This window comes from Citrobacter freundii complex sp. CFNIH4 (assembly GCF_002934505.1).
Classification (GTDB): domain Bacteria; phylum Pseudomonadota; class Gammaproteobacteria; order Enterobacterales; family Enterobacteriaceae; genus Citrobacter; species Citrobacter freundii.
In genome coordinates this window covers 4,961,140-4,979,245 of record NZ_CP026231.1, presented here as the reverse complement: position 1 = coordinate 4,979,245, position 18,106 = coordinate 4,961,140, and the positions used below count along the sequence as shown (strand labels likewise).

Below are 18,106 nucleotides of genomic sequence, written 5' to 3'. Positions count from 1 at the left end.
GATTTATCACCGGAAGAATGTGATTGAGATCGCAAGAGTGGGCAGCAAAATGGAAGGAAGTGCGAACAATGAATGGACGATAAAAATGAAAAAATGTGATGGGGATAGCGTTTACTTATGGGCGTGTAGTAGCGGGGGATTTTATCCGGCCTACGGGTATGCAGGCCGGGTAGCGCAGATTAGCGGAACTTCTTGTGGTTTTCGTTGCGCGTGGTTTTCAGCTCTTCCGCAACGGCTTTCGCCTCTTTAACTTTACCTTCGTTCGCCAGCTTCAGCGCGCCGTCAATCTGGCCGATCAGCGTGTCAAAGCCGTGGCGGAAATCTTTCATCTCCGGGCTGTCCGGGGATTTGTTTTCCAGCTTCGGCGGCGTACCTTTTTGCGCGTCCAGCGCGGCTGCACGCATTTTGGTTAACGCGTCTTTCAGTTCAGTCGCATTATCCGTTTTTTCGACAATTTTCAGGTTGTCGTTGAGGATCCCCATGTCATCTTCGAGATCGGCTGCAAACGCAGAAGAACCAAGAACCAGCGTTGAAGCCGCGACGATCGCTAACAGGTGTTTACGCATTGCTCACTTCCTTTTTTATTATTAAAAATTAACGCCTTAACGAGTATTACTGCCCGGCGATTTTCATCTCCGGTAACAATACCGAACCACATTGGATATTACTGCGCGTTTCAATATCGTTCCCCACGGTCACAATATTGCGCCACATCTCTTTTAAGTTACCGGCGATGGTAATTTCGCTCACCGGATACTGAATTTCACCATTTTCGACCCAGAAGCCCGCCGCGCCGCGCGAGTAATCGCCGGTAATGCCGCTTACGCCCTGTCCCATCAGCTCGGTAACCACAAGACCTGTGCCCATCTCTTTGAGCAACTGCTCGAAGCTTAGACCTTGTCCCGGAATTCGCCAGTTGTGGATCCCGCCCGCATGCCCAGTGCTCTTCAGCCCCAGCTTACGTGCGGAATAGTTAGTCAACAGCCATTGAGTCAGCACGCCTTCTTTAATAATGTCACGGCGTTCAGTCCGTACCCCTTCGCTGTCGAACGGTGAAGACGCCAGCCCTTTCAGCAGGTGCGGATGTTCTTCAATAGTCAGCCATTCCGGCAGAATTTGTTTGCCCAGCGAATCCAGCAGGAAGGTGGATTTGCGGTACACCGAACCGCCGGCGATCGCGCCGACCAGGTGTCCGAACAGTCCGGTCGCCACTTCGTTGGCGAAAATCACCGGCGCTTTCATGGTGGACAGCTTACGCGGCGACAAACGAGATAAGGTGCGGCGAGCACAGTCAGCCCCTACCCACTCCGGCGTTTGCAGATCGCCCATCGCCCGGCCAATGGTGTAGGCGTAATCGCGTTCCATATCGCCATTTTCTTCCGCGATTACACAGCTGGAAAGGGAATGACGCGTGGAGCAGTAGCCCTGCAGCATGCCGTGGCTGTTACCAAACACTTTGATGCCATAGTGGCTGTTAAAGCTGCCGCCTTCGGTATTGGTGATACGCTTATCAGCCTGCAGCGCCGCCTGTTCAGCACGAGCAGCCAGTTCGATGGCTTCATCAGGCGAGACTTCCGCCGGGTGGAACAGGTCCAGATCGGGCGCATCAAAGGCCAGCAGTTCTTTATCTGCCACGCCTGCGCACGGATCCGGCGAAGTGTAACGTGCAATGTCCAGCGCAGCCTGCACGGTGCGTGCAATCGCCTGCGGGCTTAAATCGGTGGACGATGCGCTGCCCTTACGGTTCTGGTGATAAACCGTAATCCCCAGTGCACCATCGCTATTGAATTCGACGTTCTCCACTTCACCATAACGGGTGCTGACGCTAATACCCGTGGTCTTGCTCACAGCGACTTCCGCGCCATCCGACTTACCTGACGCTAATTCCAGTGCCGTCGAGACTGCTTCTTCCAGAATCTTACGCTGCGCTTCAACTTGTGAGATTACTTTCATCGCAAATGCCATAATGTAGAGAGAGTTTCTCTGAAGTCTAACAGAGAACCGTTTTTCAGTGCGCATCTTAACTGGTAACATTAGCCTCTTTTTTTAAGGAGCCTGAAATGACAAAGCAGCCCGAAGACTGGCTCGACGACGTTCCCGGTGATGACATCGAAGACGAAGACGATGAAATTATCTGGGTCAGTAAAAGTGAAATTAAACGCGATGCCGAGGAGTTAAAACGCCTGGGTGCGGAACTGGTTGATCTGGGGAAAAACGCGCTGGATAAGATCCCGCTTGATGCGGATTTACGTGCCGCCATTGAGCTGGCCCAGCGTATTAAGATGGAAGGACGTCGCCGCCAGTTGCAGTTGATTGGCAAAATGTTGCGCCAGCGCGATGTTGATCCTATCCGTCAGGCGCTGGACAAGCTGAAAAATCGTCACAACCAGCAGGTCGTTGTCTTCCATAAGCTGGAGCAACTGCGTGACCGTATGGTTGACGGTAGCGATGAAGCCATCGAAGAAGTGATGAATCTGTGGCCTGACGCCGACCGCCAGCAACTGCGTTCGCTGGTGCGTAACGCCAGGAAAGAAAAAGCGGGCAACAAGCCGCCAAAATCTTCCCGCCAGATCTTCCAGTATCTGCGTGAACTGGCGGAAAACGAGGCCTAACCTCTTCGTCTGCCGAAAGTGCCGGATGGCGGTGCAATCACCTTATCCGGCCTACAATCCGTTAACACGTTGTAGGCCCGGTAAGCGTAGCGCCGCCGGGCATTTTTTTACTCTTCCGCTTCTGCCTGAGCTTTCTTCGCCAGGCCATCCAGCAGTTTTTGATGAATACCACCAAATCCGCCGTTGCTCATCACCAGAATGTGATCGCCTGGCTGCGCGGTTTTCACCACCATATCTGCCAGGGCATCCACATCGCCACTCCAGTGTGCCGGCTGAACGCAGGCTTCAGCGACTTCGGCTACCTGCCACGGAATATGCGGAGGTTGCAGCAGGAACACTTCGTCCGCACGGCCTAACGACGGCGCCAGATCGTCTTTGCACAGGCCCATTTTCATGGTGTTCGAGCGAGGCTCCAGCACTGCGATGATGCGCGCCGTACCGCCCACTTTACCGCGCAACGCCGCAAGCGTTGCCAGAATGGCCGTCGGGTGATGGGCAAAATCGTCATACACCGTCACGCCATTGGCTTCACCGCGCAGCTCAAGACGACGACGGGCGTTAATGAATGAACCGAGCGCATTAGCTGCATCTGCAGGCACGACGCCCACATGGCGCGCGGCCGCAATCGCCATCAGACCGTTATGCATATTGTGCTCGCCCACCAGGCCCCACTTCACTTCGCCGACTTTTTCACCGTCCAGCCATACTTCCCACTCAGAAGCATCGGTGGTCAGTTTTTTCGCCTGCCAGTGACCTTGTTCGCCCACCAGCTCTTGTTCGCTCCAGCAGCCCATCGCCATCGTTTGTTTCAGATTGATGTCGTTTTCCGGGTAGATGATGCGTCCCTGGCCCGGCACGATACGCACCAGATGGTGGAACTGTTTCTGGATCGCTTTCAAATCGTCAAAGATGTCCGCGTGATCGAACTCAAGGTTGTTGAGGATCAGCGTACGCGGGCAGTAATGCACGAATTTAGAACGCTTGTCGAAGAACGCGCAGTCGTACTCATCCGCTTCAATCACGAAGAAGTCGCTTTCGCCAAGACGCGCAGAAACCTCGAAGTTACCCGGTACGCCGCCGATCACAAAGCCAGGCTTATAGCCGCAGGCTTCGAGGATCCAGGTCGCCATTCCGGCGGTGGTGGTTTTGCCGTGCGTACCCGCAACCGCCAGTACCCAGCGGTCGCGCAATACAAAGTCATGCAGCCACTGCGGACCAGACATGTACGGAATGTTCTTCTCGAGAACCGCTTCCACACACGGATTACCACGGGTCATGGCATTGCCGATGATCACTAAGTCCGGCTGCGGGTCGAGCTGGCTGGCATCGTAACCCTGAATCAGATCAATGCCTTGCTTCTCAAGTAAGGTACTCATCGGCGGATACACATTGGCGTCCGAACCGGTTACTTCATGACCGAGCGAGCGCGCCAGCATCGCCAGACCGCCCATGAAAGTGCCACAAATTCCCAAAATATGAATGCGCATACGTCACTATCCTTTTTTAATCTGGGGGCCATTTTACGCACATGTCCGGCAAGTGAGAAACGCATTTCAGGATATTCCGCAGTTTGCTGGCGCGATTCACCTAAGCGCAGCAATAGAAATATTTGTTAATATTGTTGCGGTCGCTTTACTCCACATAAATTGCAGGGAAAGTGTTATGAAAACGTTAGGTGAATTTATTGTCGAAAAGCAGCACGAGTTTTCTCATGCTACCGGTGAACTCACTGCTTTGTTGTCGGCAATAAAGCTGGGCGCCAAGATCATCCACCGCGATATCAACAAGGCCGGTCTGGTCGATATCCTGGGTGCCAGCGGTGCTGAGAACGTGCAGGGAGAGGTTCAGCAAAAACTCGATCTGTTCGCGAACGAAAAACTGAAAGCTGCACTGAAGGCGCGCGACATTGTGGCGGGCATTGCCTCGGAAGAAGAAGATGAAATCGTCGTCTTTGAAGGCTGTGAACACGCTAAATACGTTGTGCTAATGGATCCGCTGGATGGCTCATCCAACATCGATGTTAACGTCTCTGTCGGTACAATTTTCTCTATTTACCGCCGCGTAACCCCAGTCGGCACACCGGTCACGGAAGAGGATTTCCTGCAACCGGGCAACAAGCAGGTTGCTGCAGGTTACGTGGTTTATGGTTCTTCCACCATGCTGGTGTACACCACCGGCTGTGGCGTGCACGCCTTCACCTACGATCCTTCTCTGGGCGTATTCTGCCTCAGCCAGGAACGTATGCGCTTCCCGGCGAAAGGCAGCACGTACTCCATTAACGAAGGTAACTACATCAAATTCCCGAACGGCGTGAAGAAGTACATTAAATTCTGCCAGGAAGAAGATAAGTCAACCCAGCGCCCGTACACCTCGCGCTACATTGGCTCTCTGGTTGCTGACTTCCATCGCAATCTGCTGAAAGGCGGGATCTACCTGTACCCAAGCACTGCCAGCCACCCGGAAGGGAAACTGCGTCTGCTGTATGAATGCAACCCAATGGCCCTGCTGGCCGAGCAAGCGGGCGGCAAGGCGAGCGACGGTAAAAATCGTATTCTGGATATCATCCCGGAAAGCCTGCACCAGCGCCGCTCCTTCTTCGTGGGTAACGACCATATGGTTGAAGATGTAGAACGCTTTATCCGCGAGTTCCCGGACGCGTAAGCGCAACATCCGGCCTACAGCACGCTGCAGGCCGGATAAGCGAAGTGCCATCCGGCACAATACGGTGATATTGCCGGATGGCGGCGTAAACGCCTTTATCCGGCCTACGCACGGTTAGGCTGTCTGTAGCTTAAATACGGCCATTGCTTCGATTAGCGCTGAAGACTGTTCTTCCAGCGAGCGGGTAGCCGCTGACGACTGCTGTACCAGCGCCGCATTTTGCTGCGCCGTTTCATCCATCTGAATCACCGCAATATTCACCTGCTCTATGCCGCGACTCTGTTCCTGGGACGCACTGGCAATTTCACGCATCAGTTTGGTCATGCGCATGACTTCATTGGCAATCTCATCCATGGTTTCGCCCGCCTGCTGCGCCAGCTCACTACCTTCCCCTACGTGGGTGTGTGAATCACTGATTAACGTGCGGATCTCTTTGGCCGCCTCGGCGCTGCGGCTGGCCAGATTACGTACTTCACCTGCAACAACCGCAAAGCCCCGCCCCTGCTCACCGGCGCGCGCCGCTTCAACGGAAGCGTTGAGCGCCAGGATATTGGTCTGGAAAGCAATACCGTCGATTACGCTGAGGATGTCGGCGATTCGGCTGGAGCTGCCGGAAATATCGCGCATTTTCTCGATCACATAGCACACCATTTCACTACCGCGATCGGCGGTATCCGACACCGATTTTGCCAGTTGGTGAGCCTGTTCCGCGTTCTGCGCATTCTGTTTCACCGTCGCCGTGAGTTCTTCCATGCTGGCGGCAGTCTGCTCCAATGAAGTGGCTGTCGATTCAGTGCGTTGCGCCAGATGCTGGTTCCCGGCCGTCAGTTCACGACTGCCAATATCAATTTGCGAACTGGCATCGCGTACGCGTTGTACCGAGTCGCCCAGCGCATGGCGCATGTCATCCATTGCCGCGTTCAGGCGGTTGAATTCAGCGCTGGCCGACAGCGTGGTAACCGGTGATAAATCCCCCGTCGCCAGACGTTCCAGTTGCTCAACCATATTATCCAGCGGTTTGAGAAACTTATTTCGCAGCATAAACCAAATAACTGCCAGCAATGCGATAGCAGTCAACATCGCAGCGCTCATAATACCGTGATAAATCAATGAGGTAATGACACGCGTAGAGGCATATAGCCCCATACCACCGGTCAGTAACAGAAGGAAAGTCAGCAAAGACAATAACACCAACAAACTTGATCGAATTGAAAGGGATTTTGGCATCGTTATATTTCCGGTTGTAGGGTTAAAACAGACCTGTACAGAACCTATCGACTACAACCGGAAAAAGTTTAGGTATTTAAATGTTTTGTGCAAAATCAGGATGTTACTTTGGTGTTGCCGCCGTACCCACTCGGGTAACCGGCGAGCTTTGACGATTTTCCCAAAGCACCGTCAGACCGCGTTGTAACGCTATAAAAATAAACAATAAAATGCCAATCGCGATCTTCGTCCACCAGGAACTTAATGTGCCATCAAAATTAATGTAGGTCTGGATCAGCCCTTGGATCGCCACGCCAAATAACGTACCCAACACCGTTCCCACGCCGCCGCTTAGCAGCGTTCCGCCAATCACCACTGAGGCAATCGCATCCAGCTCAACGCCAACGCCCGCCAGCGCATAACCCGCCTGGGTGTAAATGGAAAACACAATGCCGGCAAGCGTCGCCAGCCCGGTAGACAACATATAAATGCGGATCGTTGTGCTGCGAGTAGAAATGCCCATCAGGTTAGCAGAGGTGGCGTTGCCGCCAATGGCGTAAACCTGATTACCAAAGCGCGTACGGTGCGCAAGGAAGATGCCAATCACCACCACGCCCAGCATTAACAACCCCATCGCGCTCAGGCGACCGCCGCCAGGAATTTTCCATGCCAGACTGGAGAGCGTGTCATAAATCGGATGGTTAATTGGGATCGACTCTTCAGAGACCAGATAGCTGACGCCGCGCAGGAAAAACATTCCCGCCAGCGTAATAATGAATGCTGGGATCTTCAGCGCATCAATCAGTAACCCCATAAACGCGCCAAACGCGCAGCCCATCAGCAAAATCAGGGGGAACGCCAGCAGCGGGGAAATACCCCAATAGCCAATGGCCTTCGCCAAAAATACGCCGGTAAACGCGATCACCGAGCCAACGGAAAGGTCGATCCCGCCAGAGAGGATCACGAAGGTCATGCCCACGGCAATAATCCCTAAAAAAGCGTTATCGGTCAGGATATTGCAAATCACCCGGGTGGAAGCAAAAGCTGGAAACTGCGTCAGGCAGTAAAGGTAGCCCAGCACAAACACGCCGAGGGTGATCATCAGCGGTAAATTACGTTTTATCATGACCACGCACTCCTTTTATCAGGCTGATAAAGCGTTGTGATTGCACGACCAGCACACACAACACCACCACGGCTTTGACCACCTGATTCAGTTCCGGCTGGAAGCCCGACAGCAAAATCCCGGTGTTCATGCCCTGAATAATCAACGCGCCTACCACCGACAGCAGCAGGTTAAAGCGCCCGCCCATTAGCGAGCCACCACCGATGACTACCGCCAGGATGGCATCCAGTTCCAGCCATAATCCGGCGTTATTGGCATCTGCCCCACGAATATCCGCCGTGACGATAATGCCAGCGATAGCCGCGCACAGGCCGCTCAGCACATAGGTGAGCATCACGATAATGCGGGTGTTCACCCCAGCGTTTTTTGCCGCACGAATGTTGATACCCACCGCTTCGATAAACATACCCAGCGCCGTTTTCCGCGTCAGCAGCCAGAACACCACCAGCGTGAGCAGTGCAATAATTACCGGCGTAGGGAACAGTAAGAGCGAGCCGCTACCAAACCACGACAGCTCGGGCGAGTTGAAAGTGACGATTTGCCCGGAAGTGATAAGCTGCGCCACTCCACGCCCGGCCACCATCAGGATTAGCGTGGCAACAAACGGTTGGATCTTGAGTATGGCCACCAGAATCCCATTCCACAGCCCAGCCAGAATGCCGGAGCCTAAGGCGGCAAGCAGCACCACCGGTAGACTGTGCCCGGCCACCGTCATCGCCGCAGTAGTGGCGCCAGCAATAGCCATGACGGCCCCCACGGAAAGGTCGATGCCGCCGGTGGCAATCACCAGCGTCATACCAATCGCCAACAGCGCCACGGGAGCGGCGCGGTTGAGAATATCAATCGGGCTACCAAACAGCCGACCATCCTGCAAAATCACCTGGTAGAAGTGCGGGGCGACCAGGCTATCCACCAGCAGCACCAGCAGTAACGCCACCAGTTGTGGCATCCCCTTTGGCCAACGGAACCGCCGTTTAGGCGGATTGGATTGAGGGAGAGATTGAGGCATCACCATAGTCTCCTTAGGCCGCAATGGCGTTCATGATCGCCGGTACGGACAGTTCAGCCAGTGGGATCTCGGCCACTTGTTTGCGATCGCGCATAATAATGACCCGATCGGCATAGCCCACTAACTCTTCCAGTTCGGATGAAATGACCAGCAGCGCCAGACCATCCGCGCACAGCGTTTCGATCAGGCGGATGATCTCGGCATGTGCGCCGACGTCGATCCCACGCGTGGGTTCATCGAGGATCAGGAACTGCGGTTTGGTCAGTAACCAGCGCGAGAGCAATACTTTTTGCTGATTGCCGCCGGAGAGAAACTCGATCGGCTGTTCAGCGTTAGGGGTGCGAATTCCGAGCTGGCGGATAAAACGCTCGGCAATCTCGTTTTGTTCTTTCCGTGGGATAGGCCGCAGCCAGCCGCGCTGCGCCTGCAATGCCAGAATGATGTTTTCCCGCACCGAAGCGGCGGCAATAATGCCATCCGTTTTGCGATCCTCCGGACAGAAACCGATTCCCAGACACGAAGCCTGATGCGGCGATCGCAAGGTCTGCGGTTTGCCTTTGATCAGCGCACTTCCGCTGTCGGCGGGTTTAATACCGAAGATCACCTCTGCCGTTTCCGTTCGCCCGGATCCCAGCAGCCCTGCGAGACCGACGATCTCACCGGGACGCACCTGTAGATCAAACGGCGCGATGGTGCCTTTTTTGCCAAAGTCGCTAAAGGCCGCCACCGGCTTATCGCTAAGCAATGTGCGTCCCGCACGCTGTAGCGCATGGGTATCCAGTTCGCGACCCAGCATCATTTTGACCAGTTCAATTTGCGGTAATTCCCGGGTTTCACGGCAGCCAACGAAGCCGCCGTTACGCAGAACGGTGATGCGATCGCTGACCTGATAAACCTGATCGAGGAAATGAGTGACGAAGATCAGGCTGACGCCCCGATCGCGCAGATGACGCATCAGACCGAACAGCATTTCAACTTCCTGGGTATCGAGGCTGGCGGTCGGCTCATCGAGGATCAGCACTTTCGCGGAGAGATCGATCGCCCGACAGATGGCGACGATTTGTTGCATCGCCACGGAAAAGCGGTTCAGCGGCTCACGCACGTCAAGGGAAAAACCGTATGACGCCATCAGCTCCGTCGCGCGTTTTTCCATCTGCTTGCGCTGAAGCAGGCCAAAACGCCGCGGCTCACGACCAATAAATAAGTTATCGGCAACCGACATATTGGGCAGCAGGTTCACTTCCTGGTACACGGTGCCAATCCCCAGTTGCTGGGCATGGGCGGTGTTTTTGGGGGAGATCGGTTGGCCTTCGAGCCAGATAGTGCCGCGATCTGCATGGTAAACGCCGGTCAGCGCTTTGATGAGCGTCGATTTGCCGGCTCCGTTTTCCCCCAGCAGCGCCATAATTTCACCGCGACGCAAGCTGAAATCCACGTTATCCAACGCTTTGACGCCGGGAAAGAATTTGCTTAATCCTTCGGTGCGGAGGATTTCCTGATGTTGGTCGGTGGTCATGATTCCCCCTGCATCACGCCGGATGGCGCTACGCTTATCCGGCCTACAAAAGAGCGTAATGTAGGCCGGGCAAGCGCAGCCCCCCCGGCATTTTCATGAAGGCTTAGTAGCCCATGTTTTTCTTCTTCTCTAACTCTTCTTTCGCCGTATCCGGCAGATAAAGGATCGACTTGGTAATGGTCAGCTTCTCAGGCATCGTGCCGTCTTTTTTGAATTTCTCCAGCGCGTCGAATGCCGGACCCGCCATATTCGGCGTCAGTTCGACACTGGCGTTGGCTTCACCGTCAATCATCGCTTTGTAGATATCCGGTACGCCGTCGATAGAACCGGTGAGAATATCTTTGCCGGGTTTCAGACCCGCTTCTTTGATCGCCTGGATAGCACCGATCACCATGTCATCGTTGTGGGCGTAAACCATGCAGATGTTCTTGCCGTTGTTTTCTGCTTTGATAAAGCTCTCCATCACTTCTTTCCCTTTACTGCGGGTGAAGTCACCGGACTGAGAGCGGATAATTTTGATGTTTGGCGCACTGGCGATGGCTTCAGCAAAGCCTTTTTTACGATCGATCGCCACGCTGGCCCCGACGGTCCCTTGCAGCTCAACGACGTTACACGGCTTGCCGTCCACTTGTTTAATCAGCCAGTCGCCGATCAATTTGCCTTCCAGCACGTTGTCGGCGGTGACGGTGGTCATATAGAGAGATTTGTCTTTTACATCGATGGAACGATCAAGCAAAAAGACCGGAATGTCGGCATCTTTCGCTTCTTTTAAAACCGGCTCCCAACCTGTTGCCACGACCGGCGCAATAAAGATGGCGTCGACGCCCTGGGCAACAAATGAGCGAACTGCTTTAATCTGGTTTTCCTGCTTTTGTTGACCATCAGCGATTTTCAGCGTAATTCCCCGCTTTTCGGCCTCGCTTTTCGCGACGTTGGTTTCTGCTGCACGCCAGCCGGATTCAGAGCCAACCTGCGAAAATCCTACGGTTAAAGGGGCTGCCATTGCCATAGACGACATGGCTGCCGAAACTGCTGTGACTAAAAGTAAGCGCTTCCACATAAGTGCGTCCTCGTAGGGTGATTATTGTTGGTTAATTAACCGTTGCGAAAAAACTATAGACAATTGAGCATGTAACGGATTGCGTTACATCACACTTCAAAAAAGTAAATAAAACGTTAATCACAACTTTGTAATCGCTTTCATCTCGCTATGAAAAATGCGGCTGAAGATATGGACTTTTCTGTCACGAGAGAGAGGTAAAAAGAAGAAAATGCACGCAGAGAAAGCGAAAACAAGCGGAGACATTCCGCGCGAGTTGGCTATAATACCCGCCACTTGTTTGCCATAGCTTATTTAAAGGAAACAGACATGAGCTTACTCAACGTCCCTGCCGGTAAAGACCTGCCGGAAGATATCTACGTTGTTATCGAGATCCCTGCTAACGCAGATCCGATCAAATACGAAGTTGACAAAGAGAGCGGCGCCCTGTTCGTTGACCGCTTCATGTCCACCGCGATGTTCTATCCGTGCAACTACGGTTACATCAACCACACCCTGTCTCTGGATGGTGACCCGGTAGACGTTCTGGTCCCGACTCCGTACCCGCTGGAGCCAGGTTCAGTGATTCGTTGCCGCCCGGTTGGCGTACTGAAAATGACCGACGAATCCGGTGAAGATGCGAAACTGGTTGCTGTACCGCACACCAAGCTGAGCAAAGAATACGATCACATCAAAGATGTGACCGACCTGCCGGAACTGCTGAAAGCGCAGATCACCCACTTCTTCGAGCACTACAAAGATCTCGAAGCTGGCAAATGGGTAAAAGTTGACGGTTGGGACAACGCTGAAGCCGCTAAAGCTGAAATCGTTGCTTCCTTCGAGCGCGCGAAGAAGTAAGTTTTACTTTTGATGCTTAGCCCCGCATGTCGGGGCTTTTTTGTGCCCTGATACAAGTGCAACAGGTACATAAAACAACGCCACCCGAAGGTGGCGTGTTCACATCAGTACTGGTCTCTGTCTAACCAGTTACCGCTTTCAATCAGCGTTAAGCCATCAACCGGACGTTGGTACACGTACATCCATGCACTTCCGTACGGCGTTTGAATTAACTGGCGTGCGTATTCACCGCCACGGGTACGCAGAGCGTCAAGCTCTGCCAGCGTGGCGTTATCAATACGATAAACTTCCCCGTGTACTGTTCCATTTCCCGGAACCGCGCCTGGATAGTGGCCCAGGCTGTACAACTGGTAGTTATCGATACTGAAATTTCCCAGCAACAGGGCATTGGTCATCCAGTGGCTGTTGCCTTGTTTGGTTCGTAAACTGCCGTAGACAAATATTCGCATTGCTAAAACTCGAACTGATAGAGCAAATCAAGTGCCTGATCTACGCCAGACACTGCTTCCAGATATAGCTTAGGCATCAGACGATAACGTAGCGTGAGTGTCGCTAAGGAGTCAAATATACCCACACCATATTTCACCTGCAGACCTGGCAGTACGTATCCGCTGACAACCACCTGAGATGAGTCGCCCACCCCTTGCGTGTCCAGTGCCAGATTGCTTACGCCAAATGTCTCCCCGATTTTACCCACAACCTGACCACTTTGTGCAACCCCCAGACCAATAAGCATTGAGGTCATCGCTGCGCTATCGCTCTGCTCGCTATCCAGCCCTTGTCCGCGTAGCAGGTAGGAAAGCGCCATTTGCTGCGACATTGCCGGGTCAGAGAAGATCTCCGCCTTCGGTTCATCGGCGGTACCAGTGACGCGAACGCCAGCGATCACGTCGTCTTCGGTGGCATCAGGGTTACGAATCGCTTCGATGTTGAGCAACGGCTGATCCGGCGGACCGGAGAACAACAGCTCGCCCTTACGTACAATCAGATCCTGACCATAGGCATGGAAGCGACCGCTCGGAATATTAATTTGTCCGTTCAGCCCCAGCCCCTGCTTATCCTGCACCACTTTCAGATCGCCCGTCAGACGCGCTTTCAGACCAAAGGCGTCAAGACGCACGTTGTTACCGACGTGGATGTTCAGGTTGCTGTTGATCGGAATGCCGGCGGTCTGCGGTTTCTCGGGCTGCAGATTGTTGTTAAGCATGACCATATCGCTGGAAACCCCAACCGCGCTTTCCGGCAGGTCATGTACCACGATACGCGCCCACGGCACATCCACGTTGCCATCGAGGGTGAACAGGCTTGGCGTGGCTTCAAAGACCACGTCCGGCGAGACATCCAGGCGGACCATTGGCGGTACGGTAATACGTACCCTACTGCCTTTAGCCGCGACGCGCGCCCGCCAGTTGTCTATCTGACTCCAGTCGGCATCGCCGCTCAGGTTAATTTCTCCCTGCTGCGTACGCACCACGCCCGCCAGCGTTGAGCGTGTTCCGGTGAAGTTAACGGCTAACTGGCTTGGCTGCATGTCAAACGGCATAAAGTTACCGTCTATATCAAGACCACTCAGTTGCAGCTGTCCGAGCAACTGCGGGCTTTGCACATCGCCGCCCAGCCGCAGGTTGGCGTTGATCATCCCTGCCGCTTTTTCACCGCGCGAGAAGATGGGGTTCACCATCGCCAGATTGAAGTTGCGAATATTGACGTTACCGCCCAGATTACGGCGCCCTTGCGGGTCTGTTACCTGCACCTGTCCGTCAAACTGTCCGTTGTTGGTCAGACGAATCAGCCAGCCCAGCTCTGCACGGTTATTGTGCAGGTCGGCGGTCAGATTCAACGTTTCAAACGCCACGGGGAGCGGTGCATCATTAACGCTTTGCGTGACCTTCACGTTACGTCCGCTCAGGGTGACCTGCCCCTGTGGCAGCCCCTCTTTGGTGGTGTCCCAACTCACATCGGCTTTACCGGTGAACACGCCGCTGGCCTGGGTTGTCTCCGGCATAAACGGTTTTAGCATCGCCAGGTCGAAGCGGTTTAGATTCACCACCGCGCGCCCTTCCGCGCCCGCATCAATCGTCTGTGGTACGCACAGCTCCGCATTCGGGTTGTTCCAGCAGTGCGGTCCGATACTAATTTTTTGTTCCTGATTACGGTAATCCAGCGCGATAGCCCGGTTGAGCGACCACGGACCGACCGGCGTCTGGAAGCGGGTATTGCTTAACTCTCCTTTCCAGCGCTGTTCTTTGCGATCAAAGCTCCCGGCAAGATCCAGTTGCCCGGAAACCGGTTCCCCCTGAATGCGCAACTGCAGCTCGTGCTGCTTTTCACTGCCTTTGGCGTTGAGCGTCACCAGGCCAATATTCACGTCAGGTTGTACAATCCGCTCTACGCGAACATTAAGATTACCGGCGATTTGCTCGGCCGATTTCACATCCCCTTCAACACGTACCTGAGCAACGGAAAGTTCCTGCCAGCGCAGACCACGGGCGGTAATATCCGCCAGCAGCTGTGGTGCTTCAACCGTACCGCGAACTTTTACCAGCCCTTTCGCCGTACCGCCCAGCCCCGGCAGCGCGTTATCCAGGCTTGGGGCATCAATCGTCGCGTCGAGGTTGAGGTCTTTAACCCCCAGTTCACCTTTTACGTCCGCACTGTTGCGCCCCAGTTCCAGATGCAGGCCCGGGATCGTCCACTGCAGGTAGCTGTTCCCCTTCAGCGAACCGTTCACATTGACCTTGTTCTGCTTCACGTTGCCGGTCAGCTTCAGCTCGGGAACCTCCATCTGCCAGCTTCCGCCGTACAGACTGCCGCGAGTTTTCACCAGGCCATTCAGTTTTGACGGCCAGTCCGGGATCGCTTTTGCGGTGTTGATACCATCCAGCGTTAGCTCCCCGCGCCAGCTGATCGCCTGCTGCCAGTCCACCAGTGCTTTCAGCTCGGTTTTCCCTTCCAGCGCCGCAACGCTGAGTTTGTCGAGATTGATCTGCTGCTCGTTGCCTTTGGCGTCCAGCGTGATGGTAGCCGGTGGAATATCCTGACCTTTCACGGCGGTACGCATCGACAGCGTATAGTCGGTCATCTTACCGGTCAGTTTGAGTTTGATGTCATCGGCCTGGAACTGTTTCTCACCGGTAAACGGCCAGTAAACCTGCTTACTCACCACCTCAATGTTGAGCGGTAATCCGGCTTCAGCCAGACGCGTCTGTGCACGCAGGTCCATATCCACCGGACCAGACAGATTGACGCCGACTTCCAGCTGCTCGCGCAGCGCGCCGCCGACCTTCAGCTTCACCTTTTCGCCTTTTAATGGGTCGATGTTTAGCGTGCTGTTTAACGTAATATCAACCGGCCACGTGTCGGTCAGTTGCGCCGTGCCGCTGGCTTTTACCGTTCCCTGATTCGAGTCGATGTCCAGCGCGTCGAGCTTCATGTTGCCGTCAATGCTGCTCACTTTTAGCAGCATGTTATGGACCGTTAAATCCGTATCTCCGGTCACGCGCAGCTGCTCGCCGCGAAACTCTTCAATATTGAGATTGAGCGGCAGATGGACATCGGTCATTTCCGGCAGCACCGGCTGTGAGAACAGATCTTTTAGCGTTTCGCCGAGCGGCTTTTCATCCGGCTGCGGGTTTTGAATCTTCGGTTCGACAACCTCTTCCTGCGCCACTTCCGCCACTTTGGGCAGAGCAATCAGCAGCCCCTGTAATGACGTTGGCTTCAACGTCAGCGTTTTTTCCTGCCAGTTCAGGCCGGAGGTAAAATCCAGCACCGAAACCGTGGTGTCATCGATTTTGATATTGATGTTGTTAAGCGCCACGCGTGAAAGCGTGATGGGGTAAGGCGTGGAAAGGTTAAGCGGACCGCTCTCTTCTTCCTCAGCCGGCGCGGATGGCGGCATCTTTTTGCTGTCGATCGCCACATTGATGTTTTTCAGTGCCAGATCGTTGACGCACAGACTGCTGTCCCACAGGCAGTTAAGCCCCACAGCCAGATGCACTTCGCCGGCATTCACCGCCACGCCAGGCTGGTCATAACGAATATTTTTCAGTGATAAATCCCGCCAGCCGCCGGTGACCTGACCAATCTCCAGCCCCGGAACCCAACGATTAGCTGCTTTGAAGATCAGATGCAGGCCCGAGGTGGTACCGACGAGGAACGCCACCGTGCCTAACAACAGCAGGATAAAAATCAGCACACCGAGGCTTATCTTCTTCCATAAACTCATAATTCAGGCCCCAGACCGATGTAAAACTGTAAACCATGTTCATCTTTGTCGCCGACCGGGACGGCAAAGTCGAGCTTGATAGGGCCCACTGGTGATTGCCAGCGTACGCCGACCCCGGCACCGGTTTTGAAATCGCTTCGGCGAATATCGCTGACCGCTTCACCGCTATCGACAAACATCGCGCCCCACCATTTACCGGTCACGTTGTACTGGTATTCCAGCGAGCCAGTTGCCAGCTTGGAGGCCCCTTTCAGCTTGCCGTCGCTACCTTCCGGCGAAATAGATTTGTATTTATAGCCGCGAATACTGCGATCGCCCCCGGCGAAGAAACGCAGGTCCGGTGGTACTTTGTCGAAGTCTCCGGTCTCAATCCAGCCGAGGTTGCCGCGCATCACAAAACGATGGCGATCGTACAGCGTACGGATCCAGACGTTTTGCGCCTGGAAAACGGAGAAATCAACATCTGACCCCCAGGCGGTGTTGGAGTAATCAATAGAATAACGCTGAGAGTCGCCCCAGACAGGCATCAAGCCGCCGCGTGAGCGCGTCCGGCTGATCATCACGCCCGGATAGAGCAGCATAGTAGTGTTGGTGACGTTACCCTGGGTAAAGTGGTCGAGGCTCCAGCGCAGGTTAATCGCGCGCTGCCAGCCGCTGGAGAGGTCCCAGTAACGGGAAACCGCAAGCGTTGTAGAGTCCTGCTCGGTGTCATTTAAATCGGTTCGCTTAAAGCCGCCCTGTACCAGGTAATACTGTTCCAGCGGGTTCTTTAACAGCGGCATTTTATAGCTGAAATCAAGCACCTGCTCTGGTGCCGAGATACTGGCGCTGGTCGTAAGGCTGTGGCCGTAGGAGTTCATCCACGGCTTTTTCCACGAGGTCTTCACCCGTGGCCCGACGTCAGTTGAATAGCCGACCCCGGTTTCGATGGTGTTTTCGGTGCGCGGTGAGACCACGCCTTTCAGCGGCAGCACTTTGGTTTTGCGGGCTTTATCAAACTCCGGCGCGACGACCACGGAGTTAAACCATCCGGTCGCCGACAGACGACGGTTCAGTTCGCCCAGATCTTTCGACTCGTACTCTTCACCTTCTTTAAAGGGCACCAGATTTTGCAGATACTCATCGCGAATTTGCGAGCCTTCAAAGGTGACATGCCCAAAGCGATAGCGTTCACCGCTGTTGTAATCGATATCCCAGAACGCCTGGCGGCGCTCAAGCGCTATTCCAAGCTGGCTTTTATTAAATTCACTGTCGAAATAACCTTTGCGCAGCGCCACGCTGGTGAGTGACTTTTTGAAGTTGTCATAGTCCCCCTGATTCAGCACGGTGCCGATTGCCGGGCGCGTTTTCAACAGATCCAGATAATCTTTATCCGTACGCGCGCCACCACGCAAAATCACCTCGGTGCCACCAATCAGCACCGGCTCGCCGGGGGTCACTTTGGCGATCAGCGCCTGGCGGCCTTTCGCCGGCGGTGGACGTAGTTCAAAATCAATGGTCGGCTCAAAGTAGCCCAGCGCTTTTAGCCCTTCGCGGATGGCATCATCAACGCGCGCACGAAAGCGTCGGTCTGGAGTGACTTCATCACTTTGAATCGTGGACAGCTGCGCACGGACGTTTTTCTCCAGCGGTCCTGATAATCCTTCGACCTGTAAGCGAACATTCGCGGCGGCGGCGGAGCCACTTAAGCACAGTAATCCCACCCAACATAACTGACGGATATGTGGCACATTTTCTCCTGAATATCCTTTTTTCCCACCCCTGGAAAAAAATACTATGCCGTTCCTCGGCTTAACAAAAAATCAACAATAAGAGTTGAAAAACAGACGGCAACCCAAATATTTCTTATGT

14 protein-coding genes are annotated in these 18,106 nt (G+C 54.2%); 3 read left to right on the top strand and 11 right to left on the bottom strand.

Annotation, left to right across the window (positions count from 1 at the left end):
• Positions 1–179: 179 nt before the first annotated feature.
• Positions 180–566, bottom strand: coding sequence for a cytochrome b562 (cybC, locus tag C2U41_RS25375; protein WP_003025756.1), 387 nt, complete (start codon positions 564–566; stop codon positions 180–182).
• A gap of 46 nt (positions 567–612) precedes the next feature.
• Positions 613–1,965: a metalloprotease PmbA gene (pmbA, locus tag C2U41_RS25370; RefSeq protein WP_032937740.1), complete on the bottom strand. Its 1,353-nt coding sequence runs from the start codon at positions 1,963–1,965 to the stop codon at positions 613–615.
• 95 nt (positions 1,966–2,060) lie between these two features.
• On the opposite strand from pmbA, the gene yjgA reads away from it, so the two are divergent.
• The gene (gene yjgA, locus C2U41_RS25365) at positions 2,061–2,612 is read left to right on the top strand and encodes a ribosome biogenesis factor YjgA (protein WP_003025750.1); all 552 of its coding nucleotides are present in this window, start codon (positions 2,061–2,063) and stop codon (positions 2,610–2,612) included.
• 107 nt (positions 2,613–2,719) lie between these two features.
• On the opposite strand, the gene mpl is transcribed toward yjgA, so the two are convergent.
• Positions 2,720–4,099 (bottom strand): UDP-N-acetylmuramate:L-alanyl-gamma-D-glutamyl-meso-diaminopimelate ligase, encoded by a 1,380-nt coding sequence (gene mpl, locus C2U41_RS25360; RefSeq protein ID WP_003839563.1) that lies wholly within the window; start codon positions 4,097–4,099, stop codon positions 2,720–2,722.
• A gap of 175 nt (positions 4,100–4,274) precedes the next feature.
• Between mpl and fbp the strand changes: the two genes are divergently transcribed.
• A complete protein-coding gene (gene fbp, locus C2U41_RS25355; protein ID WP_003025742.1) occupies positions 4,275–5,273 on the top strand; it encodes a class 1 fructose-bisphosphatase in 999 nt (332 codons plus the stop codon).
• Positions 5,274–5,387: 114 nt separating this feature from the next.
• Here the strand turns inward: fbp and C2U41_RS25350 are convergent, their stop codons facing one another.
• The 5 genes from C2U41_RS25350 to ytfQ all read right to left on the bottom strand — a co-directional run bounded on the left by C2U41_RS25350 (position 5,388) and on the right by ytfQ (position 11,190).
• The gene (locus C2U41_RS25350) at positions 5,388–6,500 is read right to left on the bottom strand and encodes a methyl-accepting chemotaxis protein (protein WP_003025738.1); all 1,113 of its coding nucleotides are present in this window, start codon (positions 6,498–6,500) and stop codon (positions 5,388–5,390) included.
• Positions 6,501–6,603: 103 nt separating this feature from the next.
• A complete protein-coding gene (gene yjfF / locus C2U41_RS25345; protein WP_003025736.1) occupies positions 6,604–7,605 on the bottom strand; it encodes a galactofuranose ABC transporter, permease protein YjfF in 1,002 nt (333 codons plus the stop codon).
• The gene (gene ytfT, locus C2U41_RS25340) at positions 7,592–8,614 is read right to left on the bottom strand and encodes a galactofuranose ABC transporter, ATP-binding protein YtfT (protein WP_008323019.1); all 1,023 of its coding nucleotides are present in this window, start codon (positions 8,612–8,614) and stop codon (positions 7,592–7,594) included. Before ytfT ends, yjfF begins: the two co-directional genes overlap by 14 nt.
• Positions 8,615–8,627: 13 nt before the next feature.
• Positions 8,628–10,130, bottom strand: a complete 1,503-nt coding sequence (gene ytfR / locus C2U41_RS25335) for a galactofuranose ABC transporter, ATP-binding protein YtfR (RefSeq protein ID WP_016149467.1) — start codon at positions 10,128–10,130, stop codon at positions 8,628–8,630.
• Positions 10,131–10,233: 103 nt separating this feature from the next.
• Positions 10,234–11,190 carry a galactofuranose ABC transporter substrate-binding protein YtfQ gene (gene ytfQ / locus C2U41_RS25330; RefSeq protein ID WP_003025728.1) on the bottom strand — a complete coding sequence of 319 codons (957 nt, stop codon included), beginning with the start codon at positions 11,188–11,190 and terminating at the stop codon, positions 10,234–10,236.
• A 309-nt stretch (positions 11,191–11,499) separates the two neighbouring features.
• Here ytfQ and ppa point away from each other — a divergent pair, with 309 nt between their 5' ends.
• Positions 11,500–12,027 (top strand): inorganic diphosphatase, encoded by a 528-nt coding sequence (gene ppa, locus C2U41_RS25325; RefSeq protein ID WP_003025726.1) that lies wholly within the window; start codon positions 11,500–11,502, stop codon positions 12,025–12,027.
• A 104-nt stretch (positions 12,028–12,131) separates the two neighbouring features.
• Here the strand turns inward: ppa and C2U41_RS25320 are convergent, their stop codons facing one another.
• The 3 genes from C2U41_RS25320 to tamA are packed head-to-tail and all read right to left on the bottom strand — an operon-like array spanning position 12,132 to position 17,985.
• Positions 12,132–12,476, bottom strand: coding sequence for a gamma-glutamylcyclotransferase family protein (locus C2U41_RS25320; RefSeq protein WP_003025723.1), 345 nt, complete (start codon positions 12,474–12,476; stop codon positions 12,132–12,134).
• A 2-nt stretch (positions 12,477–12,478) separates the two neighbouring features.
• Positions 12,479–16,255: an autotransporter assembly complex protein TamB gene (gene tamB / locus C2U41_RS25315; RefSeq protein WP_103848378.1), complete on the bottom strand. Its 3,777-nt coding sequence runs from the start codon at positions 16,253–16,255 to the stop codon at positions 12,479–12,481.
• Entirely contained in the window at positions 16,252–17,985 is a 1,734-nt protein-coding gene (gene tamA, locus C2U41_RS25310; protein WP_103848377.1) for an autotransporter assembly complex protein TamA, read from the bottom strand. Before tamA ends, tamB begins: the two co-directional genes overlap by 4 nt.
• Positions 17,986–18,106 lie beyond the last annotated feature (121 nt).